The sequence below is a fragment of the Arthrobacter sp. H14 genome, assembly GCF_000520495.1.
In the GTDB taxonomy this organism is placed as follows: domain Bacteria; phylum Actinomycetota; class Actinomycetes; order Actinomycetales; family Micrococcaceae; genus Arthrobacter_C.
Window position 1 is genome coordinate 93,552 of record NZ_KI914677.1, and the last position, 23,465, is coordinate 117,016.

Annotated in this window: 23 protein-coding genes; 14 read left to right on the forward strand and 9 right to left on the reverse strand. The window is 63.0% G+C overall.

What is annotated here, in order from left to right; translation table 11 throughout:
• Nucleotides 1-23 precede the first annotated feature (23 nt).
• From Y707_RS0117190 to Y707_RS0117205, 4 genes are all read left to right on the forward strand, one after another.
• On the forward strand, nucleotides 24-1,094 hold the full coding sequence (locus tag Y707_RS0117190) for a hemolysin family protein (protein WP_026535993.1): 1,071 nt from the start codon (nucleotides 24-26) through the stop codon (nucleotides 1,092-1,094).
• A 148-nt stretch (nucleotides 1,095-1,242) separates the two neighbouring features.
• Nucleotides 1,243-2,265: a metal ABC transporter solute-binding protein, Zn/Mn family gene (locus Y707_RS0117195; RefSeq protein WP_026535994.1), complete on the forward strand. Its 1,023-nt coding sequence runs from the start codon at nucleotides 1,243-1,245 to the stop codon at nucleotides 2,263-2,265.
• Between the two features lie 34 nt (nucleotides 2,266-2,299).
• Nucleotides 2,300-3,100 carry a metal ABC transporter ATP-binding protein gene (locus Y707_RS0117200; protein ID WP_035782300.1) on the forward strand — a complete coding sequence of 267 codons (801 nt, stop codon included), beginning with the start codon at nucleotides 2,300-2,302 and terminating at the stop codon, nucleotides 3,098-3,100.
• 2 nt (nucleotides 3,101-3,102) lie between these two features.
• Nucleotides 3,103-3,999 (forward strand): metal ABC transporter permease, encoded by an 897-nt coding sequence (locus tag Y707_RS0117205; protein WP_026535996.1) that lies wholly within the window; start codon nucleotides 3,103-3,105, stop codon nucleotides 3,997-3,999.
• Nucleotides 4,000-4,008: 9 nt separating this feature from the next.
• Here the strand turns inward: Y707_RS0117205 and Y707_RS0117210 are convergent, their stop codons facing one another.
• Nucleotides 4,009-4,446 carry a Fur family transcriptional regulator gene (locus Y707_RS0117210; protein ID WP_026535997.1) on the reverse strand — a complete coding sequence of 146 codons (438 nt, stop codon included), beginning with the start codon at nucleotides 4,444-4,446 and terminating at the stop codon, nucleotides 4,009-4,011.
• Between the two features lie 138 nt (nucleotides 4,447-4,584).
• Here Y707_RS0117210 and Y707_RS0117215 point away from each other — a divergent pair, with 138 nt between their 5' ends.
• Nucleotides 4,585-5,247 carry an MBL fold metallo-hydrolase gene (locus Y707_RS0117215; protein ID WP_026535998.1) on the forward strand — a complete coding sequence of 221 codons (663 nt, stop codon included), beginning with the start codon at nucleotides 4,585-4,587 and terminating at the stop codon, nucleotides 5,245-5,247.
• Between the two features lie 12 nt (nucleotides 5,248-5,259).
• Here the strand turns inward: Y707_RS0117215 and cds1 are convergent, their stop codons facing one another.
• Nucleotides 5,260-6,408, reverse strand: a complete 1,149-nt coding sequence (gene cds1 / locus Y707_RS27080; protein ID WP_081744967.1) for an L-cysteine desulfhydrase Cds1 — start codon at nucleotides 6,406-6,408, stop codon at nucleotides 5,260-5,262.
• Nucleotides 6,409-6,555: 147 nt separating this feature from the next.
• Here cds1 and Y707_RS0117225 point away from each other — a divergent pair, with 147 nt between their 5' ends.
• Genes Y707_RS0117225 through Y707_RS0117240 form a run of 4 tightly spaced genes read left to right on the forward strand, consistent with a single transcriptional unit; the run spans nucleotide 6,556 to nucleotide 9,563 of the window.
• Nucleotides 6,556-7,473: a sulfurtransferase gene (locus Y707_RS0117225; protein WP_026535999.1), complete on the forward strand. Its 918-nt coding sequence runs from the start codon at nucleotides 6,556-6,558 to the stop codon at nucleotides 7,471-7,473.
• Nucleotides 7,474-7,511: 38 nt separating this feature from the next.
• A complete protein-coding gene (locus Y707_RS27085) occupies nucleotides 7,512-8,615 on the forward strand; it encodes an NAD(P)-dependent alcohol dehydrogenase (RefSeq protein WP_051442145.1) in 1,104 nt (367 codons plus the stop codon).
• A gap of 5 nt (nucleotides 8,616-8,620) precedes the next feature.
• Nucleotides 8,621-9,049, forward strand: coding sequence for an HIT family protein (locus Y707_RS0117235; RefSeq protein WP_026536000.1), 429 nt, complete (start codon nucleotides 8,621-8,623; stop codon nucleotides 9,047-9,049).
• A 13-nt stretch (nucleotides 9,050-9,062) separates the two neighbouring features.
• On the forward strand, nucleotides 9,063-9,563 hold the full coding sequence (locus tag Y707_RS0117240; RefSeq protein WP_026536001.1) for a DinB family protein: 501 nt from the start codon (nucleotides 9,063-9,065) through the stop codon (nucleotides 9,561-9,563).
• 36 nt (nucleotides 9,564-9,599) lie between these two features.
• Here the strand turns inward: Y707_RS0117240 and hrpA are convergent, their stop codons facing one another.
• Nucleotides 9,600-13,655 carry an ATP-dependent RNA helicase HrpA gene (hrpA, locus tag Y707_RS0117245; RefSeq protein WP_026536002.1) on the reverse strand — a complete coding sequence of 1,352 codons (4,056 nt, stop codon included), beginning with the start codon at nucleotides 13,653-13,655 and terminating at the stop codon, nucleotides 9,600-9,602.
• 141 nt (nucleotides 13,656-13,796) lie between these two features.
• Between hrpA and Y707_RS0117250 the strand changes: the two genes are divergently transcribed.
• From Y707_RS0117250 to Y707_RS27090, 4 genes are all read left to right on the forward strand, one after another.
• On the forward strand, nucleotides 13,797-14,366 hold the full coding sequence (locus Y707_RS0117250) for a DapH/DapD/GlmU-related protein (protein WP_026536003.1): 570 nt from the start codon (nucleotides 13,797-13,799) through the stop codon (nucleotides 14,364-14,366).
• A gap of 52 nt (nucleotides 14,367-14,418) precedes the next feature.
• Nucleotides 14,419-14,736 carry a hypothetical protein gene (locus Y707_RS0117255; RefSeq protein ID WP_026536004.1) on the forward strand — a complete coding sequence of 106 codons (318 nt, stop codon included), beginning with the start codon at nucleotides 14,419-14,421 and terminating at the stop codon, nucleotides 14,734-14,736.
• Nucleotides 14,737-15,095: 359 nt separating this feature from the next.
• Nucleotides 15,096-15,413 carry a hypothetical protein gene (locus Y707_RS0117260; RefSeq protein ID WP_026536004.1) on the forward strand — a complete coding sequence of 106 codons (318 nt, stop codon included), beginning with the start codon at nucleotides 15,096-15,098 and terminating at the stop codon, nucleotides 15,411-15,413.
• Between the two features lie 230 nt (nucleotides 15,414-15,643).
• The gene (locus tag Y707_RS27090) at nucleotides 15,644-17,260 is read left to right on the forward strand and encodes a M20/M25/M40 family metallo-hydrolase (RefSeq protein WP_051442146.1); all 1,617 of its coding nucleotides are present in this window, start codon (nucleotides 15,644-15,646) and stop codon (nucleotides 17,258-17,260) included.
• A 32-nt stretch (nucleotides 17,261-17,292) separates the two neighbouring features.
• Here Y707_RS27090 and Y707_RS0117270 read toward each other — a convergent pair whose 3' ends face one another.
• Nucleotides 17,293-18,282 (reverse strand): helix-turn-helix transcriptional regulator, encoded by a 990-nt coding sequence (locus Y707_RS0117270; protein ID WP_026536005.1) that lies wholly within the window; start codon nucleotides 18,280-18,282, stop codon nucleotides 17,293-17,295.
• A 114-nt stretch (nucleotides 18,283-18,396) separates the two neighbouring features.
• On the opposite strand from Y707_RS0117270, the gene Y707_RS0117275 reads away from it, so the two are divergent.
• Nucleotides 18,397-18,978, forward strand: coding sequence for a DinB family protein (locus Y707_RS0117275; RefSeq protein ID WP_026536006.1), 582 nt, complete (start codon nucleotides 18,397-18,399; stop codon nucleotides 18,976-18,978).
• Between the two features lie 49 nt (nucleotides 18,979-19,027).
• On the opposite strand, the gene Y707_RS0117280 is transcribed toward Y707_RS0117275, so the two are convergent.
• Genes Y707_RS0117280 through Y707_RS29160 form a run of 5 tightly spaced genes read right to left on the reverse strand, consistent with a single transcriptional unit; the run spans nucleotide 19,028 to nucleotide 23,324 of the window.
• Nucleotides 19,028-19,612 (reverse strand): hypothetical protein, encoded by a 585-nt coding sequence (locus tag Y707_RS0117280; RefSeq protein ID WP_026536007.1) that lies wholly within the window; start codon nucleotides 19,610-19,612, stop codon nucleotides 19,028-19,030.
• The gene (locus Y707_RS0117285; RefSeq protein WP_026536008.1) at nucleotides 19,609-20,985 is read right to left on the reverse strand and encodes a DUF58 domain-containing protein; all 1,377 of its coding nucleotides are present in this window, start codon (nucleotides 20,983-20,985) and stop codon (nucleotides 19,609-19,611) included. Before Y707_RS0117285 ends, Y707_RS0117280 begins: the two co-directional genes overlap by 4 nt.
• A complete protein-coding gene (locus tag Y707_RS0117290) occupies nucleotides 20,978-21,958 on the reverse strand; it encodes an AAA family ATPase (protein WP_026536009.1) in 981 nt (326 codons plus the stop codon). Before Y707_RS0117290 ends, Y707_RS0117285 begins: the two co-directional genes overlap by 8 nt.
• Complete coding sequence (locus Y707_RS0117295; protein ID WP_026536010.1) at nucleotides 21,955-22,545, reverse strand: hypothetical protein; 591 nt, start codon at nucleotides 22,543-22,545, stop codon at nucleotides 21,955-21,957. The genes Y707_RS0117290 and Y707_RS0117295 overlap by 4 nt, the downstream gene beginning before the upstream one ends.
• Nucleotides 22,542-23,324: a DUF4129 domain-containing protein gene (locus tag Y707_RS29160; protein WP_026536011.1), complete on the reverse strand. Its 783-nt coding sequence runs from the start codon at nucleotides 23,322-23,324 to the stop codon at nucleotides 22,542-22,544. Before Y707_RS29160 ends, Y707_RS0117295 begins: the two co-directional genes overlap by 4 nt.
• Between the last annotated feature and the right edge of the window lie 141 nt (nucleotides 23,325-23,465).

A 23,465-nucleotide genomic window follows, 5' to 3' on the forward strand; every position in this document is an offset into this window, starting at 1 on the left:
TCCAATGGGTCAGGAGGTGGACGATGAGTGACTGGGTAGGCCTCGTATGGCTCGTCGTGCTCCTGCTTGCCAACGCGTTCTTCGTCGGTTCTGAGTTTGCAGTGATGTCTGCGCGCCGGAGCCAGATCGAACCGCTGGCGGAAGAGGGCCATAAGAGGGCCAAGACGACGTTGTGGGCAATGGAGAACGTCTCGTTGATGCTCGCCTGTTCGCAACTGGGTATCACCGTCTGTTCGCTGTTGATCTTGAACATTTCCGAGCCGGCGATCCACCATCTGCTCGAAATTCCGCTGCTGGCCCTCGGCGTTCCCGAAGGCCTGTCCGACGGCCTCGCCTTCGGTGTTGCGCTGCTGCTGGTCACCTTCCTGCATGTGACCTTCGGCGAGATGGTGCCGAAGAACATCTCGGTTTCGGTCGCCGACAAGGCCGCACTGCTGCTGGCGCCACCGCTGGTAATGGTCTCCAAGGCCGTCCGCCCGGTGATTGCGTCCTTGAACTGGACCGCCAACCACATCCTGCGGCTGATGCGGATCGAGCCGAAGGATGAGGTTTCCTCCACGTTCACCCTGGAGGAGGTCCGGGCAACCGTCGAGGAGTCGACCAGGCATGGATTACTGGCAGACGACACCGGTCTGCTCGCCGGCGCGCTGGAGTTCTCCGCTTATACCGCGGGGCGCATCATGGTGCCCATTGAAGACCTGGTCACGCTCGACGTCGGCACTACACCGGCCGAGTTCGAACGTTCGGTGGCGCGCACCGGTTTCTCACGCTTCGTGCTCGCAGACCGGGCGGATAATCTCACCGGCTATTTGCATCTGAAGGACGTCCTGTCCATGGATGAATCCCTCTACAGCCAGGGTATCGATGAGAACCGCGTCCGGACGATGGCGAATATCCGGGTGGATGACGAGATCGAGGACGCGCTGGCCATCATGCAGCGCACCGGTTCCCACCTGGCGCGGGTGATGGCACCGGACGGGACGACCAAGGGCGTTCTGTTCCTGGAGGACGTCATCGAGCAACTGGTCGGGGAGATCCGTGATGCCACGCAGGCGCAGGGACTGCGCCGGCTGGGTGGCCCGCGGACGGAATAGCAAAGCCTTCTGGAGTTCCTTGATGCGAACGATTCGCGTTTACGGTAGAGTTTCCATCCGTAATGTTACTGATTCTCATTAAGAGTAGATCCGGGGTTCTTCAATGCGGTGCCTAAGCAACCATCCGCGGCGTTCAAAAAGGGGCGGCGTGCCTGCTATCGCGGCGGGCGCCGTCGTCGTGCTTGCCCTGACTGGCTGCGGCGATTCCGGATCAGCCCAGGATTCCGGTGATGGAGTGATTTCCGTCGTCACCTCCACCAACGTCTATGGCGATATTGCCGAAACCGTCGGTGGGGACAACGTCGAAGTGACTCCAATTATCGACAGCATCAGCCAGGACCCGCACTCCTATGAGGCGACCGTGCGGGACAAACTCGAGGTAACCAAGGCCGAACTCGTCGTTGAAAACGGTGGCGGATATGACGCTTTCCTGCATCGTCTCGTCGAAGACACCGACTCCGGGGACCGTGCGGTGGTCACCGCGGTGGAACTGTCGGGTTTGCAGCACGACGACGCCGCTTCCGGTGCAGAGGATGAGGCGCATGCCGGAGCTGACGACGAGGCACACGCAGGTCATCAGGATGACGGCGGAGCACACGCTGGGAATGAGGAGAAGGCCGACTCGCACGCCGGGCATTCACATGGCGGGTTTAATGAACACGTCTGGTACGACCTCGCTACAGCCTCCGCGGTGGCAACGAAAATCGCGGACCGGCTCAGCACCCTCGACAGCGCCAATGCGGAAACCTACCGGGCGAACGCCGCCGAATTTAAGGCATCGATCGAGCAACTCCAGCAGCAGGTGGCCGGAATCAAGGACCGTCACGGCGGGGACGGCGTAGCAATCACTGAACCAGTGCCGCTGCACTTGCTGGAAGACGCCGGTCTGGTCAATAAGACGCCCGCCGAGTTCAGCCGGGCCGTCGAGGAAGGCAGTGGCGTCTCTCCGGTAGTGCTGCAGGAAACGCTCAGGCTGTTCTCCGAAGGGCGTGTCGAGTTATTGGCCTACAACCAGCAAACCGAGGGCAGCCAGACCCAGGCGGTGGAGGCGGCCGCCAAGAAGGCCGGAGTACCGGTGGTCAACTTCACCGAAACACTGCCGGATGGCAAGGGGTACCTGCCGTGGATGAAGGCCAATGTCGATAATATTGAACGGACTTTGGCCCAGTAGCCATCGCGGGAACGGCAATACGAAAAGGATGACGATGGCAGAGCCTGTGGTGAGCATGAATGCCGCTTCGCTGGCGTTCGGCGACCGCACGCTTTGGGACAACCTCAACTTGGAGATTCGTCCCGGCGAGTTCTTCGCCGTGCTTGGTCCCAACGGATCCGGCAAGACGAGTTTCCTGAAGGTGCTGCTGGGACTACAGCAGTTAACCTCGGGAACCGTCCGGCTGCAGGGCAGGTCCGTCGACCGCGGCAGCCGGGACATTGGCTACATCCCGCAGCAAAAAGAATTTACGCACGACACTCCTCTGCGGGCGCGGGATCTGGTTGGTCTTGGCGTTGACGGACACCGCTGGGGACTGCGGTTGCGCACCGCAACTTACAACCGCCGGGTCGACGAACTGCTGGACCTGGTCGGTGCCTCCGAGTATGCTCAGGTGCCGGTCGGATTGCTGTCCGGCGGTGAGCAGCAAAGGCTCCGGGTTGCCCAGGCGCTGGCCACCGATCCGAAGGTACTGCTGTGCGACGAGGCGCTGCTGTCGCTCGACCTGCATCACCAACAGGCCGTCAGCCGGCTGGTGAACGAGCAATGCCGGACCGGCAACAGCGCGGTCATCTTCGTCACCCACGAGATCAATCCGGTCATCGATTACGTGGACCGGGTCCTCTACCTTGCCGGCGGACAGTTCCGGGTGGGAACGCCGGAGGAAGTGATGACCACTGAGGTGCTCTCGGACATGTATGGCACGAACGTGGAAGTGCTCCGCAGCAACGGCCGGATCGTCGTCGTCGGGCTTCCGGATGCAACCACGCACCATCACGTGCACGAGGATGTCTGATTATGGACTTCAACGAATTCCTCGAAGCGGCCTTCAACTTCAACGACTACGCTGAACTGCTGCCGCTGGTGCGGAACTCGATCATCGCCGGTGCGGTGCTGGGCGTCGTCGGGGGGCTGATCGGCACGTTCGTGATGATGCGCGACCTGGCTTTCGCCGTGCATGGCATCGCGGAGCTTTCCTTCGCCGGAGCCGCATTCGCTCTGCTGATCGGGGCCAACGTGGTGTTCGGCTCGCTGATTGGTTCGGTCGTCGCGGCGCTGCTGCTGGGCGTGCTCGGAATCCGCGCCCGGGACCGGAATTCCATCATTGGCGTGATCATGCCCTTTGGGCTGGGCCTGGGCATCCTGTTTATCTCGCTGTATCAGGGACGTTCGGCCAACAAATTCGGGCTGTTGACCGGGCAGATTGTTTCTGTGGATACGGTGCAGCTGAACCTGCTGGTGACCTGCGCCGTCGTCGTGGTTGTGGCCCTGCTGCTGATCTGGCGGCCGCTGACCTTCGCCAGTGCGGATCCGGCTCTGGCGGAGGCGCGGGGGGTGCCGGTCCGCGGGCTCTCGATCGTGTTCATGTTCCTGCTCGGACTGTCGGTGGCGCTGTCGATCCAGATTGTTGGCGCCCTGCTGGTGCTGGCATTGGTCATCACGCCGGCGGCGGCAGCGTTGCGGGTGACGTCCTCGCCGCGGCTGGTGGTTCTGCTCAGCGTGGTTTTCGCGGTGACGGCGGTGGTCGGCGGGATCTTGGTGGCACTCGGCGGACGGATCCCGATTAGCCCGTACGTGACGACGATTTCGTTCCTGATCTACGTCGTCTGCAGGCTCATCGGTGCCCGGCGGCGACGGCATGGAACGCTGGGACGCCGGACTCCCGCACTGACACGGCCCGGACCGGTGCTCTAGGTCCAGCCGCTATTGGCGGGCGGCGCATTCCGGGCACAGGCCGAAGATTTCGACGGTGTGCGTTACATCCGTGAATCCATGCGTGGCCGCGGTCTGTTCCGCCCATTTCTCGACCATCGGCGTCTCGATCTCCACCGCCCGGCCACAGTTGCGGCAGAGCAGATGGTGATGGTGCGACGACGCCGAGCAGCGGCGGTAGACCGCTTCGCCATCGCCATTGCGCAGGACATCGACGACGCCCTCGTCTGCCATGGATTGCAGGATCCGGTACGCAGTGGCGAGGGAAATCGAGTCACCACGTTCATGCAGCAGCCGGTAGAGCTCCTGGGTGCTGACGAAGTCGTCGAGCTCGCCTAAGGCGCTGCCGACCGCAATCCGCTGCTTGGTCATCCTCGTTTCCGGCACGCGGCGGGGCGGACCGGAGGCGGATGAAGCTGCCTGCGACATGGCGGGACCTTTCGGAAATACTGCTGAATTTGACCCTCAAAGGCCAGCATCCAGCCTATCAGCGGACGGACCGGCGTCGTCATAAAAGACTTCCCGGAACGCCGGCTCCAGCCCGAACGGCGGGGGTACGCTGGGGGCATGAAGCTGACCAAGTACACCCATTCCTGTGTCCGGCTCGAGAACGACTCCCAGGTCCTGGTGATCGATCCTGGAACCTTTTCAGAATCAGCCGAGGCGCTGGACGGCGCCCATAATGTCCTCATAACGCATGAACACCCTGACCACATTGATGAGGATGCCGTGCTGGCGGCGATGAATTCGAACCCGGACCTGCAGGCCTTCGCCCCGGGCGGTGTGGCTGAGCAGCTGCGGAGCGATGCGGGGGAGTCTGGGGTGAACTCGCGGATTATCGATGTTCTGCCGGAAACGGCGCTGGAACTGCCCGGCTTTAATGTGAAGACCTTCGGCGGGCAACATGCACTGATTCATCCGCTGATTCCGATGGTGGCGAATATCGGCTACCTGATTAACGACGACGTGTACCACCCGGGCGACTCGTTCACCGTTCCGCATGGGCTCCGGGCGACGACCCTGCTGGTGCCGCTCCATGCTCCCTGGTCGAAGGCAGCCGAGGTGATTGATTTCGTGATTGCGGTCGGAGCGGACAGGGCTTTTCCGATCCACGAAGCACTTCTGAACGAGACCGGACTGAAGATGGTCGAGGGACATGTGCAGCGGATCGGTTCCTACTACGGCACCGAATACCGGCACCTCGACGCCGGCGAATCAGTCGAGTTGTAAGCCCGGCGGGTCTTAGCCGGGCCAGCGGCCGGACGCGAAAAACCCGTCAATGATGGTCTCATACGGTGCAGGATCCAGACCCTTCTCCGCCAGCCAGCCGTCGTCGTAATAACTGCCGGCATAGCGCTCACCGCCGTCGCACAACAGCGACACAATGCTGCCGCGTTCCCCGGCGGCGACCATGGAGCTGATGAGTTGCCAAACACCCCAGAGATTGGTGCCGGTGGAGGGGCCCGCATGCAGCCCGGCGTGCCGGTTCAGCTGGCGCATTGCCGCGATGGAGGCCGCGTCCGGAACCTGGATCATGGAATCGATGACCGATGGGACGAAGCTCGGTTCCATCCGCGGCCGGCCAATGCCTTCAATCCGCGACGGCATGCCGGTCTCGTAGTTGCTGTCGCCGCGTTGCCAGGCCGGATAGAAGGCCGAATTCTCCGGGTCGACGACGGCAAGCCGGGTGTGGTGCCGGTTGTACCGGATGTAGCGGCCAATGGTGGCACTCGTTCCGCCCGTGCCCGCGCCGACGACGACCCAGGCCGGCACGGGATGCGGCTCCTGCGCGAGCTGGGTGAAGATGGATTCGGCGATGTTGTTGTTGCCTCGCCAGTCGGTGGCCCGCTCGGCATAGGTGAACTGATCCAGATAATGTCCGCCGGTCTGTTCTGCCAGTTGGTGGGCCACTGCGTAGACTTCCGAGGCATTATCCACGAAGTGGCAGGTTCCACCGTACTGCTCAATGAGGGCGATCTTTTCCCTGCTGGTGGTGGCCGTCATCACCGCGATGAAGGGAAGACCGAGCAGGCGGGAGAAATATGCCTCGGATACGGCGGTGCTGCCGCTGCTCGCCTCCACGATGGTGGTTCCTTCGGTGATCCACCCGTTGACCAGGCCAAACAGGAACAGTGAGCGGGCCAGGCGGTGTTTGAGGCTGCCGGAGCGGTGGGTTGATTCATCCTTTAAGTAGAGGTCGACGCCCCATTCCGGCGGGAGCGGCACCGCATGCAGGTGTGTGTCCGCGGACCGGTTGTTTTCCGCTTCGATGCGCCGCACAGCCTCGTCGGCCCAGGGGCGGGGCGACTTCGCTTGACTGGACCCGGTGCGTGCGGGCGCGGCGGCATCGGGCTCAACTTTGGCGTGCTGTTTTGGGGCGGCGTTTCTCACCCTGAAACCATATCCGACCCCATGGCTGGACGTACCGGACAGGATTTGGAATGTATTCGGCACTAGACGTTGTTTTCAGAGGGCAAAGTCATAGGGTCAATGCAACACCTATTGTGAAGTAGAAGCGCCAAGGAACCGGAGGAACAGATGCAGACCCTGATCGACGTCGAGAGCCTGCAGGAAAGTCTGTCCAGCGGCGAACCCATCACTATTCTGGACGTTCGTTGGGCGCTCGGCGATCCGCACGGATACCAGCACTACCTCGACGGGCATATCCCCGGTGGTGTTTACGTCGATCTGGAGCGCGAGTTGGCTTCGCCGGGAGCGCCGGAGCAGGGACGCCATCCATTGCCGGATCCGGATGATTTCCAGGAGGCCGCACGACGGTGGGGGATCGACGACGGCGGCGTGGTGGTTGCCTACGACGACAACGGGAGCATGTCCGCCGCGCGGCTGTGGTGGCTGCTCCGCGATGCCGGCCGCGAGCAGGTGTATCTGCTGGACGGTGGCCTCGGAGCCTGGAAACAGGCCGGCTGCCCCGTGGAGACAGGCAGCACGACGGCGGAGCCCGGGTCGGTCCGGCTGACGAGCGGCCGGATGCCGAGCATCAGTATGGCCGAAGCCGGCTCGTTCCCCGGCAGCGGCCTGCTGCTCGATGCCAGGGCAGGGGAGCGCTACCGTGGCGAGGCAGAACCCGTTGACCCCAGAGCCGGCCATATTCCGGGAGCCACGAGCGCGCCGACGTCGGACAATCTCACCGCGGATGGCCGGTTCAAGCCTGCCACAGAACTCCGCGAACGGTTCGAGATGCTCAGGGCGGATGGCATTTCCTCGGACGGGGAAGCCCCAGTCGGAGGGGGCACCGGTGTGCAGGCCGAAGCAGGCACCGGCGGACGCGGAGACAGGCAGGCCGTCACCGTCGCCGTCTATTGCGGCTCGGGAATCAGCGCCGCGCACGAGATCGTCGCCCTGGAGATCGCCGGCATAGCAGGCGCACTCTATCCCGGGTCCTGGTCGCAGTGGTCCAATCATCCGCAATTGCCAGTCGCAACGGGCGCGGAGTAGCGTCGAAGTACCGCATTCCCCAGAGAGGACCCGCCTTAGTGACTACAGCTTCCGCCTATGCCGCGACTTCCCCCACCAGCGGATTGAGCGCCAGCACGATCGACCGCCGCGAACCCGAGGCCGACGACGTCGAAATTGCCATTGATTATTGCGGCTTGTGTCATTCGGACGTGCACGCGGTCCGTGGGGAATGGGGCGGAACCGACTATCCGCTCGCCCCTGGACATGAGATCGTCGGCCGCGTCACCCAGGTAGGTGAGCATGTCTCCGGTTTCCAGGAAGGCGATCTGGTGGGCGTCGGCTGCATGGTCGATTCCTGCCGGGTCTGCGCGAGCTGCCAGGACGGGCAGGAACAGTACTGCGAACAAGGCCTGACACCAACGTACGGCGGACCGGACCGCAGGCACGACGGCGTCACCACTCAGGGCGGGTATTCCTCGCATATCGTCGTCAATCAAGGCTACGTGCTGCGCGTGCCGGAGAATCTGGACCCTGCCGCCGTCGCCCCATTGCTGTGTGCCGGCGTGACGACGTATTCGCCGTTGCGCTACTTCGGCGTGAAGGAAGGTGACAGCGTCGGCGTCGTCGGACTTGGCGGACTCGGCCACATGGCTGTGAAGATCGCCAAAGCCATGGGTGCCACTGTGACGGTGTTTACGACGTCGTCGTCCAAGAGCCAGGCGGCGCACGAACTTGGCGCCGACAACGTTGTCCTTTCCACCGATGAGGAGGCGATGGAGGAGATGGTGTACTCCTTCAACTTCATCGTCGACACGGTGGCAGCGCGGCACGACCTGAATCCTTTCCTCGCCTCCTTGAAGCGCGACGGCGGACTGGTGCAGCTGGGCCTGCCGTCCGATGAGATGCCGCCGGTCGACCCGCGGATTCTCATTCGCCGCCGGCTCTCCTACCTGGGTTCCAACATCGGCGGTATTGCTGAAACGCAGGAAATGCTCGATTTCTGCGCCGAGCACGGCGTTGTTTCCGAGATCGAGATGGTTAAGGCGGACGAGCTGGACGAGGCGTATGACCGGATGGTTGCTGGCGATGTCCGATACCGTTTTGTCCTCGACAATTCATCACTGCCCGAAGCAGGCCAGGGGGCATCCCGTGGTGACGCTCCGGCCGGACGAAAGGCGTAATAGACGTGAGTACGTTATTCAGCAAGATTATCGACGGCGAGATCCCCGCCCGCTTCGTGTGGCAGGACGACGACGTCGTGGCGTTCCTGACGATCGGCCCGTTGACCGACGGGCACACCCTGGTGGTGCCGCGGCAGGAAATCGATGAATGGGTTGAAGCACCGAATGACCTGCTGCTCAAACTGACTTCTGTTGCCCAGACGATCGGGCAGGCGCAGCGGGAGGCATTTCCGTGTGAGCGGATCGGGCTGACAATCGTCGGTTTTGAGATTCCGCACTTGCACATCCATGTCTGGCCCACGAACTCGATGGCCGACTTCGACTTCAGCCGGGCCGAGCAGAACCCGGACCCCGACCGGATGGATCAGAACGCGGGGAAGCTCCGCGCCGCGCTGCGGGACGCCGGACATTCAGCTACAGTCCCGGACGCGTAAACGGGGCATCGGCATGAATGAAGACAACCGTCCGGAGCCTCCTGATTCGGCCGGCGAACGCGAGACCCTCGAGGGCTTCCTGGATTTCCTGCGCGCCTCGGTCGTCCACAAGGCATCCGGCTTAAGCGATGCGGATGCGGCACGTCGTCTTCTACCGTCGCTGACTACTGTCTCCGGGCTGATCCGCCACCTTGCCGACGTCGAGCGCAGCTGGTTCCGTGAGGACATCGATGGCCAGCGGGACGTCCCGGCGCGGTGGTCGGAGGAGGACCCGGACGGCGAATTCCGCGTGACCGAACGGGACAGGCTCACAGACATCGTTGCCGACTACGAGGCGGCCTGCACGGAATCGCGGGCGGTGACGGAACGGTATTCGCTGGATGATTCCTGCACCGGCGGCGATCGCACACACAATGTGCGGTGGGTCCTGGTGCACATGATTGAGGAAACCGGACGGCACTGCGGCCACATCGACATCCTCCGTGAACTGCTGGACGGAACAACTGGGGAGTGACACGGTTGACATCTGGGCCGCTGTGCAGCGGGTCATTCACCGCATGGCGTTGGCGGCATTGAGTGCGTCGTCGAGGGCAGCCCTGATCCGCTTTTCCGAGACCTTATAGGCAGTGCCGAGTTCGACGGCGAAGAGGCTCACCCGGAGCTCCTCGATCATCCAGCGGACCTGCTTGAGCTCCGCCGTCGCGCCGTTCCCCGGACGCAGGGCGGCCACGTCGTCGTCGTACTCATCCTCGAGCCGCTGCACGATCACCATGTTGAGACCATCGCGCTGCAGGTTGGACGGCATTTTCTCCAGGCGCTTCTCCATGCCGGCCAAGTAGCGGGGCAGCGAGCTGAGCTGGGCATAACCGGTTTTAGCGACGAAACCGGGGTGGACGAGGTTTTCCAGCTGGGCTTTGATGTCGTTCAGGCCGCCGATCATGGCCAGGCTGGTGCTGCCTTTGAGCTGTTTCTCGATCCGGCGGGCGCTGGCCAGGATCTTCTCGACGACGCCGGTGACGGTGAACATGGTGTCGATGAGCTCGGCCCGGGCATGCTCATACAGCGCATCAAATTCTGCTTCGGACTTCGGCTTGAGGCTTCCGGCGGGATCGACGACGTCGGGAGTCAGTTTGTCGATGGCGGCCAGTGTGCAGTCCTCAATGAGAGACGAAACGCTGCCATGCGGGTTCTGGCTGAAGGTCAGCTTCTCGTGGTTGCTCAGATGCTCCAGGACGTACTTGGCGGGAGATGGCACCCGGAGGGCGAGCAGCCGGATGACGCCGCCACGCATGGAACTGCGTTGTTCGGCGGGGGACTGGAAGACCTTCAGGCCGACGGCGGTCCCTTCATCCACGAGTGCCGGATAGCCGGTAATGGTGTGGCCCGCGACCATCCTCCGGACCTGGCTGTCGATGCTGCCGAAGGTCCAGCTTGTCTGCCCGGTTCTTTCAGAGATGCCGGCGTTATCGACCGGACGGGCGCCTCCGGCGGCGGTGCCGGAAATTCCGTTCCCGCCTGCTCCGCCAGTTCCGCCGGTATGGGTTGTGCGTCCGCCGTCCTGCTTCGGATCGAGGCGGCCGCCGGTCCCCTTCGCGTTGCCCTCCCCATTCCGCTTCGCCTTGGACCCGCTGCTGTGCACGGTCTGCGGAGTGGCTCCGAGCGATTCGGCGATGGCACGGCGGGACGCGGGCGCAAGTTCCCGCTGCAGTGCTGCCAGGTCTTTGCTTTCACCGAGGACTTTGCCCGCGGAGTCGACGACCTTGAAGGTCATTTTCAAGTGCGGCGGGACCGCCTCCCAGTTCCACGAGCCCGGCGGGATGACGTGGCCCTTGAGCCGGCGCAGGGCCAACTCCAGCGAGGTTTCCAAATCGTCCGCCGACGGATCGAAGTCATCGGCCAGCGCCGCCGTCGCACTCCTTGCCACGTCCGGGGCGGGGACAAAGTTCTTCCGCACCTGTTTGGGAAGCGATTTGATCAGGGCCGCGACCATGTCGGTCCGCAGGCCGGGAATCTGCCACTGGAACGGCTCCGGCGGCAACTGATTCAGGAACAGTACGGGCACGGTGACGGTGACGCCGTCGGCCGCATTGGGAACCATGGGAGAAAATTCGTAGTGCAGCGGTAGTTCGAAACCGTCCTGATGCCAGATCTTCGGGAAGGCCGACTCGTCCAGTTCCTCCGCCTCGTCGCTGCGGAGCAGGTTCTCGCTGAAGTCCAGCAGGGCCGGGTTTTCGTGCCTGGCTTGTTTCCACCACTTGTCGAAGTGCCGTTCGGAGACCACCTCCTTGCCGACACGGGCGTCATAGAACTCGAACAACGCCTCATCATCGACGCGGATGTCCCGCCGCCGCATCCGGTTTTCGAGTTCCTCGACTTCTTCCAGCAGCGCGCGGTTACGGTGGAAAAACTTGTGGTGGGTGCGCCAATCACCTTCGACCAAGGCGTTGCGGATGAACATCTCCCGCGAGAGTCCGGGATCGATCCGGCCGTAGTTGATCCGGCGTTGTGGTACGACAGGGACGCCGTAAAGTGTCACCTTCTCATAGGCCATCACCGAGCCCATCTTCTTGGACCAGTGCGGTTCGCTGTAGCTGTGCTTGACCAGGTGTGGAGCAACCTGCTCGGCCCAGGTGGGGTCGAACTTCGACACCACGCGGGCCCAGAGCCGGCTGGTCTCAACCAGTTCGGCGGCCATCACCCAGTCCGGGTTTTTCTTGAACAGCGATGAGCCGGGGAAGACAGCGAACCGGGTGCCACGGGCGCCGGCATAGTCGCGCTTGCGTTCGTCGCGCAGCCCGATGTGGCTGAGCAGGCCGGTGAGCAGGCTCATGTGGATGTTCTGGTCCTTGCCGACCGGATCCACCTCATGGCTGCTGGACATCGTGATGCCGAGCGGTTTCGCCAACTGGCGCAGCTGGGTGAAGAGGTCCTGCCATTCCCTGATCCGCAAATAGTTGAGGAATTCCTTGCGGCACAGCTTCCGGAATTGAGTGGAGGACAGCTCCTTCTGTTTCTCCTGGATGTAGCGCCAAAGCAGCAGGTAGCCGGTGAAGTCCGAGTTTTCGTCGGCGAACCGCTTGTGCATCTCGGTCGCCTGCTGCTGCTTGGCTGTGTCGTCCCTCCGGGGGCGTTCACGCGGGTCCTGAATGGTCAGCGCGGCGGTCAGGATCATGACCTCACGCGCGCAGTCCCGATTGCCGGCTTCAACGATCATCCGCCCGAGCCGCGGGTCCACCGGCAGTTGCGAGAGTTGGCGGCCTACCGGGGTCAGGCCGGTGCAGGCGTTTTTCCCGTTGCTGTTCTGCCGTGGGTCGGAGAGGGCGCCAAGCTCGCGCAGCAGGCTGACGCCGTCGTTAATTGCCTTGGCATCAGGCGGTTCCACAAAGGGGAAATCCCCGATGTCTTTGGGGCCGTTGGCGACGCCCATGGCAGTCATCTGCAGGATGACCGCGGCGAGATTGGTGCGCAGGATTTCCGGGTCGGTGAACTCGCGCCGGCCGGCGAAGTCCTCTTCAGAGTAGAGCCGGATGCAGATGCCGTCCGAGACACGGCCACAGCGGCCCGCTCGCTGGTTGGCTGACGCCTGCGAGACCCGCTCGATCGGCAGGCGCTGGACCTTCGTGCGGTGCGAGTAGCGCGAAATCCGGGCGGTGCCGGGGTCGATGACGTATTTGATGCCGGGCACGGTCAGCGAAGTTTCGGCTACGTTGGTCGCCAGAATAATCCGCCGCCGGCCACCCGGGCTGAACACGCGGTGCTGCTCGGCCAGCGACAACCGGGCGAACAGCGGCAGGATTTCCGTGCCTGAAAGTTTGGGGTTGGCGGCCACCCGCCCCTTCAGCACATCCTCGGCATCGCGGATCTCCCGCTCACCGGAGCAGAACACCAGAATGTCACCAGGCGCCTCCTTGGCCAGTTCGTCAACGGCATCTCCGACGGCGTCGAGCGGGTCGCGGTCTTCCTCCAGCTCATCGTCGGAATCGGACTCGCCGGGCGGCTGGTTCAAGGGACGGTACCGGACCTCGACCGGGTAGGTGCGTCCGGACACCTCGACGATGGGGGCGGCGCCACCAGCCCCGGCGAAGTGTTCGGCGAAGCGCTCCGGATCGATGGTGGCGGAGGTGATAATGATCTTCAGGTCCGGCCGTTTTGGGAGGATCTGCTTGAGGTACCCGAGGATGAAGTCGATGTTCAGGCTGCGCTCGTGCGCCTCATCGATAATGATGGTGCTGTATCGCTTGAGCAGTTTGTCATGCTGGATCTCGGCAAGCAGGATACCGTCGGTCATCAGCTTGATTTGGGTTTGTTTTCCGACCTGCCCGGTGAAGCGGACCTGGAAGCCGATCTCCTGGCCGAGTTCGACGTCGAGTTCCGATGCGATACGTTCGGCGACCGTGCGGGCGGCGAGCCGCCGGGGCTGAGTGTGCCCGATCAGTCCCTTTTCGGCCAAGCCCAGCTCAACGCACATTTTGGGAATCTGCGTCGTCTTACCGGAACCCGTTTCGCCGGCGATAATGGTCACCTGGTTGGCTGCGATCGCCGCCTTGATGTCCTCGCGGCGCTCCGAAACGGGCAGCTCGGGAGGATAGGTGATATTCAGTGCCATGGTTGTTGCCAGTTTATCCGGCGATGCCAAAACGGCGCACAAGCCGGGCACGGGCACTTTCCGGCCAGGCTCGCATAGACTTGCGCCGCGGTGTCGGGGGCCCACAAAGCCAGACGCCCCAAACGCAACCGAAAGGACAACATGGAACTCGACGATCTCCTTGAGGCACTGAATGCCGGTACTACGATCACCGGGGATTCGCCGCTGCATGAGGTCATGCACCGGGTCAGCCAGGAGGCCTTGCGCATTACCAGCGAACTCAACGGCGGATATCAGGAACCGGCGCGGGTTCGGGAACTGTTGACGCAGCTGACGGGCAAACCGGTTGACGAAACCGTCACGGTTTTCCCGCCCCTCTACTCAGACTTCGGGAAGAACATCGTCCTCGGGGAGCGGATCTTCATCAATTCCGGGTGCAAGTTCCAGGACCAGGGCGGTGTGGTCATCGGCGACGACTGCTTGATCGGGCACAACACGGTGATGGCCACGCTCAACCACGACCTGATGCCCAGCCGCCGCGCGGACATGCACCCCGCCCCTATCGTGGTCGGCCGCAATGTCTGGATCGGTTCCAATGTCACCGTTCTGCCGGGCGTGACGATCGGTGACAACGCCGTCGTGGCGGCTGCGTCCGTAGTGACGAAGGACGTACCGGAAAACACTATTGTTGTGGGCTCGCCTGCACGAGTGCTGCGTTCACTGACTAACTGAACTACACCGGCTTCAACAGGGTCGGCACACGGGCACGTGATAATTTGAGGAAATGGACCGAGACCCGGAATCGCAGATCCCTGCCCCGCATGAGGGGGACGACGGCGACGAGCAGAAGAGCTGGGCGCATCAGGTAACGGTAGGTATTGCCCTGATCGTGGTGTCTTTGTTCTTCTTCCCCGAAGGAATCGGCGCGCTGAACGGAGACGGAGGGAATTTCTTGTTCCGGCCAGACGACGGCAAACCGGATGTACTTTTCGGGTCGATGCTGGTTCTGCTCGCCACCGTGATGGTAATTGGAGGAGCCTTCTTCGTCCTCAAGGGGCTCCGCAAGCGGAAGGCCGAGCTGGACGACGGCGGAAGGCGCTGAAGCAAACCAAACGCCATACCGGTAACGTCCCCTGACGTCTGTTGGGGAGGAAGCATATCCTTCGATATGCCGCAGGGCAATGGTGAATTACAACATTGGCATTCATTTGCTGATATTCGTCTTCAGGTATTGCCCTTTCAGTTAATCAACCCTTACTGTGTTCGTGGCTTGCGGCTGTGTGACCCACACCACAAGCCTCTTTTTCATCGCCGTCGTGGCGGCTGCGTCCGTAGTGACGAAGGACGTACCGGAAAACACTATTGTTGTGGGCTCGCCTGCACGAGTGCTGCGTTCACTGACTAACTGAACTACACCGGCTTCAACAGGGTCGGCACACGGGCACGTGATAATTTGAGGAAATGGACCGAGACCCGGAATCGCAGATCCCTGCCCCGCATGAGGGGGACGACGGCGACGAGCAGAAGAGCTGGGCGCATCAGGTAACGGTAGGTATTGCCCTGATCGTGGTGTCTTTGTTCTTCTTCCCCGAAGGAATCGGCGCGCTGAACGGAGACGGAGGGAATTTCTTGTTCCGGCCAGACGACGGCAAACCGGATGTACTTTTCGGGTCGATGCTGGTTCTGCTCGCCACCGTGATGGTAATTGGAGGAGCCTTCTTCGTCCTCAAGGGGCTCCGCAAGCGGAAGGCCGAGCTGGACGACGGCGGAAGGCGCTGAAGCAAACCAAACGCCATACCGGTAACGTCCCCTGACGTCTGTTGGGGAGGAAGCATATCCTTCGATATGCCGCAGGGCAATGGTGAATTACAACATTGGCATTCATTTGCTGATATTCGTCTTCAGGTATTGCCCTTTCAGTTAATCAACCCTTACTGTGTTCGTGGCTTGCGGCTGTGTGACCCACACCACAAGCCTCTTTTTCATCCGAACACAGAATAGGAATCACTGTGAGAATTACGGAATCGAAGGCAAAAAGCCGGCTTGGGCGCGCCGCTGTGGTGGTCGCCGGAAGCCTGTCCCTGGTTGCCTCCGGAGGGTTTGCGGCGAACGCCGATCCCACCCACGAGAACAGCAACAACAACAACTCGCAAAAGCTGCGCACTGCGGTCTCCCCGGAGAGCGTGATGGGCCACTTGGGGGCACTCAACGACATTGCCGCGGCGCACGACGGTACCCGTGCCTCGGGAACTGAGGGATACAAGGCATCTGTCGACTACATTGTCGAGAACCTGCGGGCTGCCGGTTATGATCCTGAACTGCAGGCGTTCGAATTCCCCTTTTATGCGGAATTGAGCCCGGCCGTTCTGGCTAAGACAGCTCCGGTGGCAACGGATTATTCCGAAGACGACTATGAGACTATGACGTTCTCCGGCTCGGGCGAGATTACCGCAGCCGTCTCCGCAGTCGACACCGACGGTACGGCTGGAGCGAGTGACAGCGGCTGCGAGGCCGACGACTTTGCCGGCTTCACGGCTGGTTCAATCGCACTGATCCAGCGCGGCAGCTGTACCTTCGCGCAGAAGGCTATCAACGCGGAGCAAGCCGATGCGTCCGCCGTCATCATTTTCAACTCCGGAGCGGAAGGCGCCACTGAAGCGGTCATTGGAACCCTTGGTTCTCCTGCCGTGACTATACCGGTTGTCGGCGCCAGCCACGCCGTCGGCAACGACCTCCTCGGCGATGGTGTCGAGGCCCACGTTAAGGTCGACACAATTTCCGAAACCCGCGTGACCTGGAACGTCTTCGCGGAAACTGCTTCCGGCAACCCGGACAATGTGGTCATGGTTGGCGGACACCTCGATGGCGTTCTCGCTGGAGCGGGCATCAACGACAATGGAACCGGCAGCGCCGCCATTCTTTCCGTCGCCGAAGCCATGCAGAAGGTGAAGACAGAAAACAAAGTCCGCTTTGCTTGGTGGGGTGCCGAGGAGCTGGGCCTGCTGGGAGCCGAGCACTACGTCGCCGACCTCGCAGCCAAGGGAGAACTGGACGAGGTTGGCCTCTACCTGAACTTCGACATGATCGGTTCGCCGAACTATGGCCGGTTTGTGTACGACGGCGACAACTCGGCCTTCCCGGTTGGTCCGGGTGCCGCTGAAGGACCTGAGGGATCGGGCGAGATTGAGCAGGACTTCCACGACTACTTTGCCTCGCAGGGGCTGGCTTCGGGAGAGACTGCGTTCAGCGGCCGCAGCGACTATGGACCCTTCATCGCCGAAGGAATCCCGGCCGGCGGGCTGTTCACCGGAGCCGAGGGGATCAAGACTGAAGAACAAGCTGCCCTCTTCGGCGGCCAGGCCGGCGTCGCCTATGACAAGTGCTACCACGCGGCTTGTGACGATCTCAGCAATGTCAACGTTCAGGCCGTGGACGAGATGAGCGATGCGGTCGCTCATTTGACCCTCACCTACGCGATGAGCACGGTTGGCGTCAACGGTGAAGGCGAGGCCGTCAAGGGCAACGCCAAAAACAAGGAAAAGTTCACCGGAAACCCGCTGGGAGGCGGAACTGACAGCGGCGGCGGACTCCACCCGGAGCATGGCCACGAGCTGGCGGTTAAATAACCCGTAAGGCAAGCAGCAAAGCAGCAGGCGGGTCAGGAGTCGGTTGATTCCTGGCCCGCCGTTTGCGTCCGGTTTCCCGCCCGCTGGAGCCGCTCGGCCATCAGTAGCGCCTCCTCACGCATCTCGGCCGGTTCGAGAATGTCAAAATCAACATCCAAAGCGGCCAGATGCACGAGCGGGATGTCGAGCGAATCCCATCCAGCCCGCAGAATCGTGCAGTCGGCACCGTCCGCCTGCAGCTGCGCAATGGACGGTCCAACAGACTCTGCAATCCGGGCCAATGGTGCATGCAGACGTACGACGACGTCATAACGGTATGGCGAGCGGGTGATCGAGCGCTGGACATACTCCGCCAAGTCCTTCGCCGGAAGCGCGCGGGGCTGATAGCGGCTGCGCTCCGACGGCGGGCTGCTGATCCTGTCCACCCGGAGAGTCCGCCAGTCCTCACGCATTGTGTCCCAGGCGACCAGGTACCATCTCCGTCCGGTGTCCACGAGCCGGTACGGTTCGACCAACCTCCGGGTGGTGTCGCCGTCATAACCGGAATAAGTGAAGGCGACGGTACGGGAATCGGAGATTGCCCCGGAAATGGCGGTGAGACAATCCGGATTCACCGGTGTGGTGGGAGGGGCGAGCGTCCACACCGATCCCTTGAGGGCGGCAAACCGTGTACGCAGCCGGGGTGGAAGCACCTGTTCGAGTTTGGCGAGCGCACGGACGGAGGCCTCGCCGATGCCGGCAACAGGTCCGGAAGCGACTGCGGCCAGCCCGAGCGCCACTGCCAGCGCCTCGCCGTCGTCAAGCAGCAGCGGCGGCAACTGTGCACCGGCGCCCAGCTGATAACCGCCTGCCACTCCGGGAGAAGCCGAAATCGGATAGCCAAGGGTCCGCAGTTTGCCGATATCCCGCCGCACGGTACGCTCGGTCACCGCCATGCGGTCGGACAACGCGGCTCCCGTCCATTCCCTGCGGATCTGCAGCAGGGACAATAGCTGCAGCAGCCGCGCCGAGGTTTCCAACATGCTTCAAAATCTACTCCGCATTGAGGACAAGGACTGTCCTGAATCGGTCCTACGCTTGCAACAGCAGCTAAAACCGACTGCTGATTAAGCACTCAGGAGGAGAAGACAGTGGGTATGGATGTGAATAAGGAACTTGCCGACCAATTGGCCTGGCACTGGGACCATCAGCTGCGTGCACGATTAGACGGGCTGACTGACGAGGAGTATTTCTGGGAGCCGGTTCCGGGCTGTTGGAATCTGCGCCCTGTCGGTACCAGCACCGCGCCGATGGCTGTTGGAGTAGGCGATTACACGATCGACTTCGGTATTCCCGAACCTCAACCGGCTCCAGTGACCACCATCGCCTGGCGTCTGGCGCACATCCTGGTCGCCGTCCTGGGAGCCCGCAACGCGAGTCATTTCGGTGGACCCGCCACCGAATATCGTTCTTACGATTATCCCGCCAGCGCTGCAGAGGCGCTGGAACGGCTCGACGCCGGCTACCAGCTGTGGATCGAGGGCGTCCGCGGGCTGGGAACCGAAGGTCTGGACCGTCCCTGCGGTGAGGACGGGTTCGAAACCTGGCCGATGGGATCACTGGTGCTGCACATCAACCGGGAAATGATCCACCACGGTGCGGAAATCGCGCTGCTTCGCGACCTGTATGCGCACAGCCACGGGCAGTCCCAGTCCAATTCCATACAGCCTGGGATCTGAAACTTGAGGCTGAGGTTGAAACTTGAGGCCGAGGCTCCAGGCTGAGGTCTTAGTCCTGATCCTGCGCCCTGGCTTCGGGTTCCGGGAAGGAGCTGGCGCCGCGGCGGAGCAGCAGGACCAATGCCAGAATCACACCGCTGGCCAGCACGGCGATGGCCGGAATGGCTTGTTGCTGCGCAGTCAGAACTGCCACCAAGGTTGCGCTCTGGGACACGAGCTGGATCTTGAGCGCGGTCAGTCCCAGCGTCCTCAGTGCAGCAATCGAGACGAGCGCCCGCCGCGGGACTGCCGCGGTCAGGGCGTAAAGCACATACAGGACGTGGACAGCCAGCACCAGCAGGAAGGTCATGACCGAGATGCCGTCATAGGTAAAGAAGAACCCGGCAAGCAGCAGGAACAACGAGAGCAGCATTGTGCCGACCGAGGGCAGGGCCGCGGCCAGCAAAAATGAGCCCAGGGGCAACAACACCCAAATACTTTCCAACTCCAGCATCGGAAGACTGATCGCAACGGCAATGATCAGCGCAGCGACGGACAGTACCCAGACCGGAACAGCCCGTCCGACGTCGAGACTGGCAACCCTGCCAGTGCTGCCTTGCAACGGAGGACGCACCCAGTACGAATTTCCGCTCACCGGACACTCCTTCCGGCGGGCCGGCGCGAACGGCCGGCGGATCTTCCCAGCATCTGCAGTCCGGTGGTCATGGACAACTGGTCCGGCGCGGCGTCACTGCCCTCCAGCCCGTGAAGGCGGCCTCCGCCCCGCACGTCCTGGCGCTCCGGCCCCCGCCAGCCAAACACCGGCACGCCGCCGTGCTTCAGCCTGGCGATGCGGTCCCGCCGTGACATCAGCTCCATCCGCAATGCCAATTCCTCGGTCGCGGAAAGTCCCGATGTGTTCAGGTGCGGTAACGTGTCGATCCCCACTACTGTGTGGCCCAGGTGCTGCCACTTCAGCAGCAGCCGCTCACCGTCGTCGTTCATGAACGGGGAGAACACCATCACCAGGGCTGCGGACGGAATGACCGGATCCTGCGCTGGCTTGTCCAGGTTCGTGCTTGCACGCATGGAAGTCAGCCGCAGCCGGATCAGCTCAAGCTGACGGCGCCCGGCGGAGACGCGGAGGCCCCGGCGGTAGCTGGCCAGTTCCATCAACCCGACCCGGTCCCCGCGGGCCAGGTAGGACGCGGCCACCACGGTGGCGGCGGAACGGGCAAGGTGGAGGGAAGAATAGACCAGTGGAGAGGGCAGGTCTCCGCCGTACCAGGTCGCGGCCTCAGCGGTCAGGTCACTCTCGGTGTCGACGAGCATCATGATGCTGGCCTCCGAGGTGGTGTAGGTCCGGCGGACATAGAGTTCATCCTGGGCGGGGGAGAGGCGGGCGGTGGCACGCCAATCGATCCGGCGCAGCTGGTCACCGGCCTGGAAGGGATGAATATCGCGCAGCTCGCCGCCATCGCCCGGTATCCGGGAGGCATGATCGCCGGTAAGTCCGCTCAGCCGGGGCGGCAGCGGCAATGCGGGCAGTTTCCCGAGATCCGGCAGCACGGTATACCGCTTTGGCCGCAGCGGCACGGTCTGATGCGTCAGCGAGGAATCGGCGGAAATGGCCGAGTAGCTGAGCACGTAGATATCGCGCTGTCCGGAGAGGGGCAGCTGGATGGTCATCTTGAGGCCCGAATCCCCGGTATCGAGCACGTAGCTGTCCGGCCGCGAGCCGGCACCGGTTACCGCCACCGTTGCCAGGCCGGCGCCGGAACTGATGCCCAGCGGCGCGGTGTACAGCTCGTCGTCGCGCTCGCCGCCGTCTTCGTCCACCTGGACTGTCGGCGGCCGTTGATGCCGGGCGTTGAGGGCAACGGCCGCCACCAGCACCAGCGGAATGCCGGTGACGACGACGTCGGGCCGGCCCGCAATCAACCCGGCCACCAGGCTTCCGATGCCGAGCAGGACCGCTGCGCTCCACGACCCCGACAGCTGCCAGGGAACGCGTTTGGTCTCAGGCACTGCGCGCCGCCGATGGTGGCGTGGCGATCCGGTTCAGTGATTCGCTGACGACGGTTTCGGTCCGGACGCCACGGGCCCAGGATGCCGGCGTGAGCGTGATGCGGTGTGCCAGGACCGGGACGGCAGAGGATTTGATGTCCTCGGGCAGCACGAATCCGCGTCCCTCGATGGCGGCCAGCGCCCTCCCGAGCAGAATCAGTGCCTGGGACCCGCGTGGGGAGGCGCCAACTTCGACGTCGTTGTGTTCCCTGGTCGCAGCGGCCACGGCCACGGCATAAGCGATCACATCCGGGTCGACGTCGACCTCTTCAACCGCCAGCTGCATCGCCGTCAGCGCCTCGGCACTGGCAATCTGGCGCACCGTGGTTTCCTCCTGGCGCCGCGCGATCCGGCGGGAGATGATTTCCGATTCGCCGTCCGCCGTGGGATATCCGACGGAGAGCCGGACCAGGAAGCGGTCGAGCTGCGCCTCTGGCAGCGGATAGGTGCCTTCGAATTCGATCGGGTTGGAGGTGGCGAAGACATGGAACGGTCTGGGCAGCGGCAGCGTTTTGCCTTCGACCGACACTTGCCGCTCGGCCATCGCCTCGAGCAGGGCCGACTGGGTCTTGGGGGAGGTGCGGTTGATCTCGTCGGCCAGGAACAAACCGGTGAACACGGGACCGGGATGGAAATCGAACTGCCGCGTGGCAGGGTCGTAAATCGAAGAACCGGTGATGTCGGCCGGCAGCAGGTCCGGGGTGCACTGCAGCCGACGGAAGCCAAGCCCTAAAACCCCGGCCATGCTCTTGGCCGCGAGCGTCTTGCCGAGGCCCGGCATATCCTCGAAGAACACATGCCCGCCCGCCAGTACAGAGCCGAGGGCCAGCCGCAGTGGTTCATCCATGCCGACAATCACCGTTCCGATTTCTTCCAGGATTTCCCGGCTGAGCCGGCTGACGTCCTGAATGGAGATGGTCTCGGCTGTTTTCATGCTTGCGGCCTGCTTTCCGTTGCTACTGGGCGGTTCGACGACGGTTTTACGTCAGGAATCAGCGCGTCAAGCTGATCCAGGCACTTGCGCAGTTCGGCATGGGTCATGCGTGCACCGCGGCCCTGATCGGTGAGGAAACTGTGGAGCAGGGTTCCGGCATGGACCCGGTTTCCTGCCGATTCCGGTCCGCCAATTCCGATTCCCAGCAATTTGATCCTGCCCCGTGCCAGTTTCAGGAAGTGCCGGTACGCACGCTCGCCGACTGGCCGGGAGCCGGAGGTCAGCGAATACGCGACGAACTGCTGTTCTGTGGCGCCTTGTTCATGACCCCGGAGCTTTTCCGGCTGCAGCCGTTGGGTCCGTAATCCATCGGCAAAGTCGTTGCACAGGCCCAGCACGGCCGCGCCGGCGATCACCGAGACAGCATGCGCGGGATCCAGATCGAAGGCCCAGACCAGAAGGGCTGCAACGGCGGCCAGGATCAGCGGCAGCCGCCACCGGTGCCGGCGTGGTTTGCTGTGCGCGGTGAGCCTGCGGTCGGCCCGTTCGCGTGCACGCTTCAGTTGGTTCGCGCGGATCCCGGTCATATTGACCTCTTAATCGGCAGGTCTTTCTCTATGTCGCGCCGCAGCGAAGCCAGGGCCAGCCGTGCGGTGGACAGCTCAGGACCACCGATTGCCGCCCGCTGCGCTCTGACCCCGTACCGTGCGCGTTGATAAAGCCGCAGCACAAGCCGGATGTCGTCCGGATCGGTATCGAAAGCATGAAGGACGGCGGCGGTGAATTCCGACGGCGTCTCGCTCAACCGTCGTCCCCGACCGGCCAAAGACGCGGCCCTTTCGAGCGCCAGCCAGCATTGAATGATGGCATCCGCGGAAGCATCCTCACCCAGCAATGCGGCTTCGGCGTCGTCGAAATGCCGTTCGAAGGCGGTGAGATCCTCCTCCAGGATCCGGGGTACGATATCGCCGTCGGGCTCCTCCTCTTCCAGCGGATCATTCCGTTCCGAATACCGGATCCGCACGGCGGCCTGGACTATCAGCGCAGCGCCGATGATCAGGAGGGCGGCCGCTGCAAGCATTAGTACCAGCGGCAAGGATGAGTCGCCGGGCTCTGGTTCCGGTTCTGCCTGGCCGCCGGATCCCGGTTCGGTTGCCCGCGGGGAGGCGATGCTTGGCGGCTCGCGGTCGATTTCGCCGATTTCGAACCGCGGGGAAGCGTCCGGTGCACCCATCGAGTTGGCTCCCAGCACCACCAGCAGCAGACCCAGAGCCACGAGGACAATCAGCCGGGTAAACACCGGATTGCCGGAGGTGGGCCGGCGAGGGCGGCGGGTGCCGGCGTCGACAACGTCCTTTGACAACATTCACCATTCCCCCTGCCGGCATCGTTGGGCGCCCGCGGCCAGTTTAGCCGCCAGCCGTGACTGCGCTCACAATTGCCACCGTTATCTGCTAACGAATCGGTTACGTCATGGACAATCGGCGCTCTGGCGGCAAACCCGCGC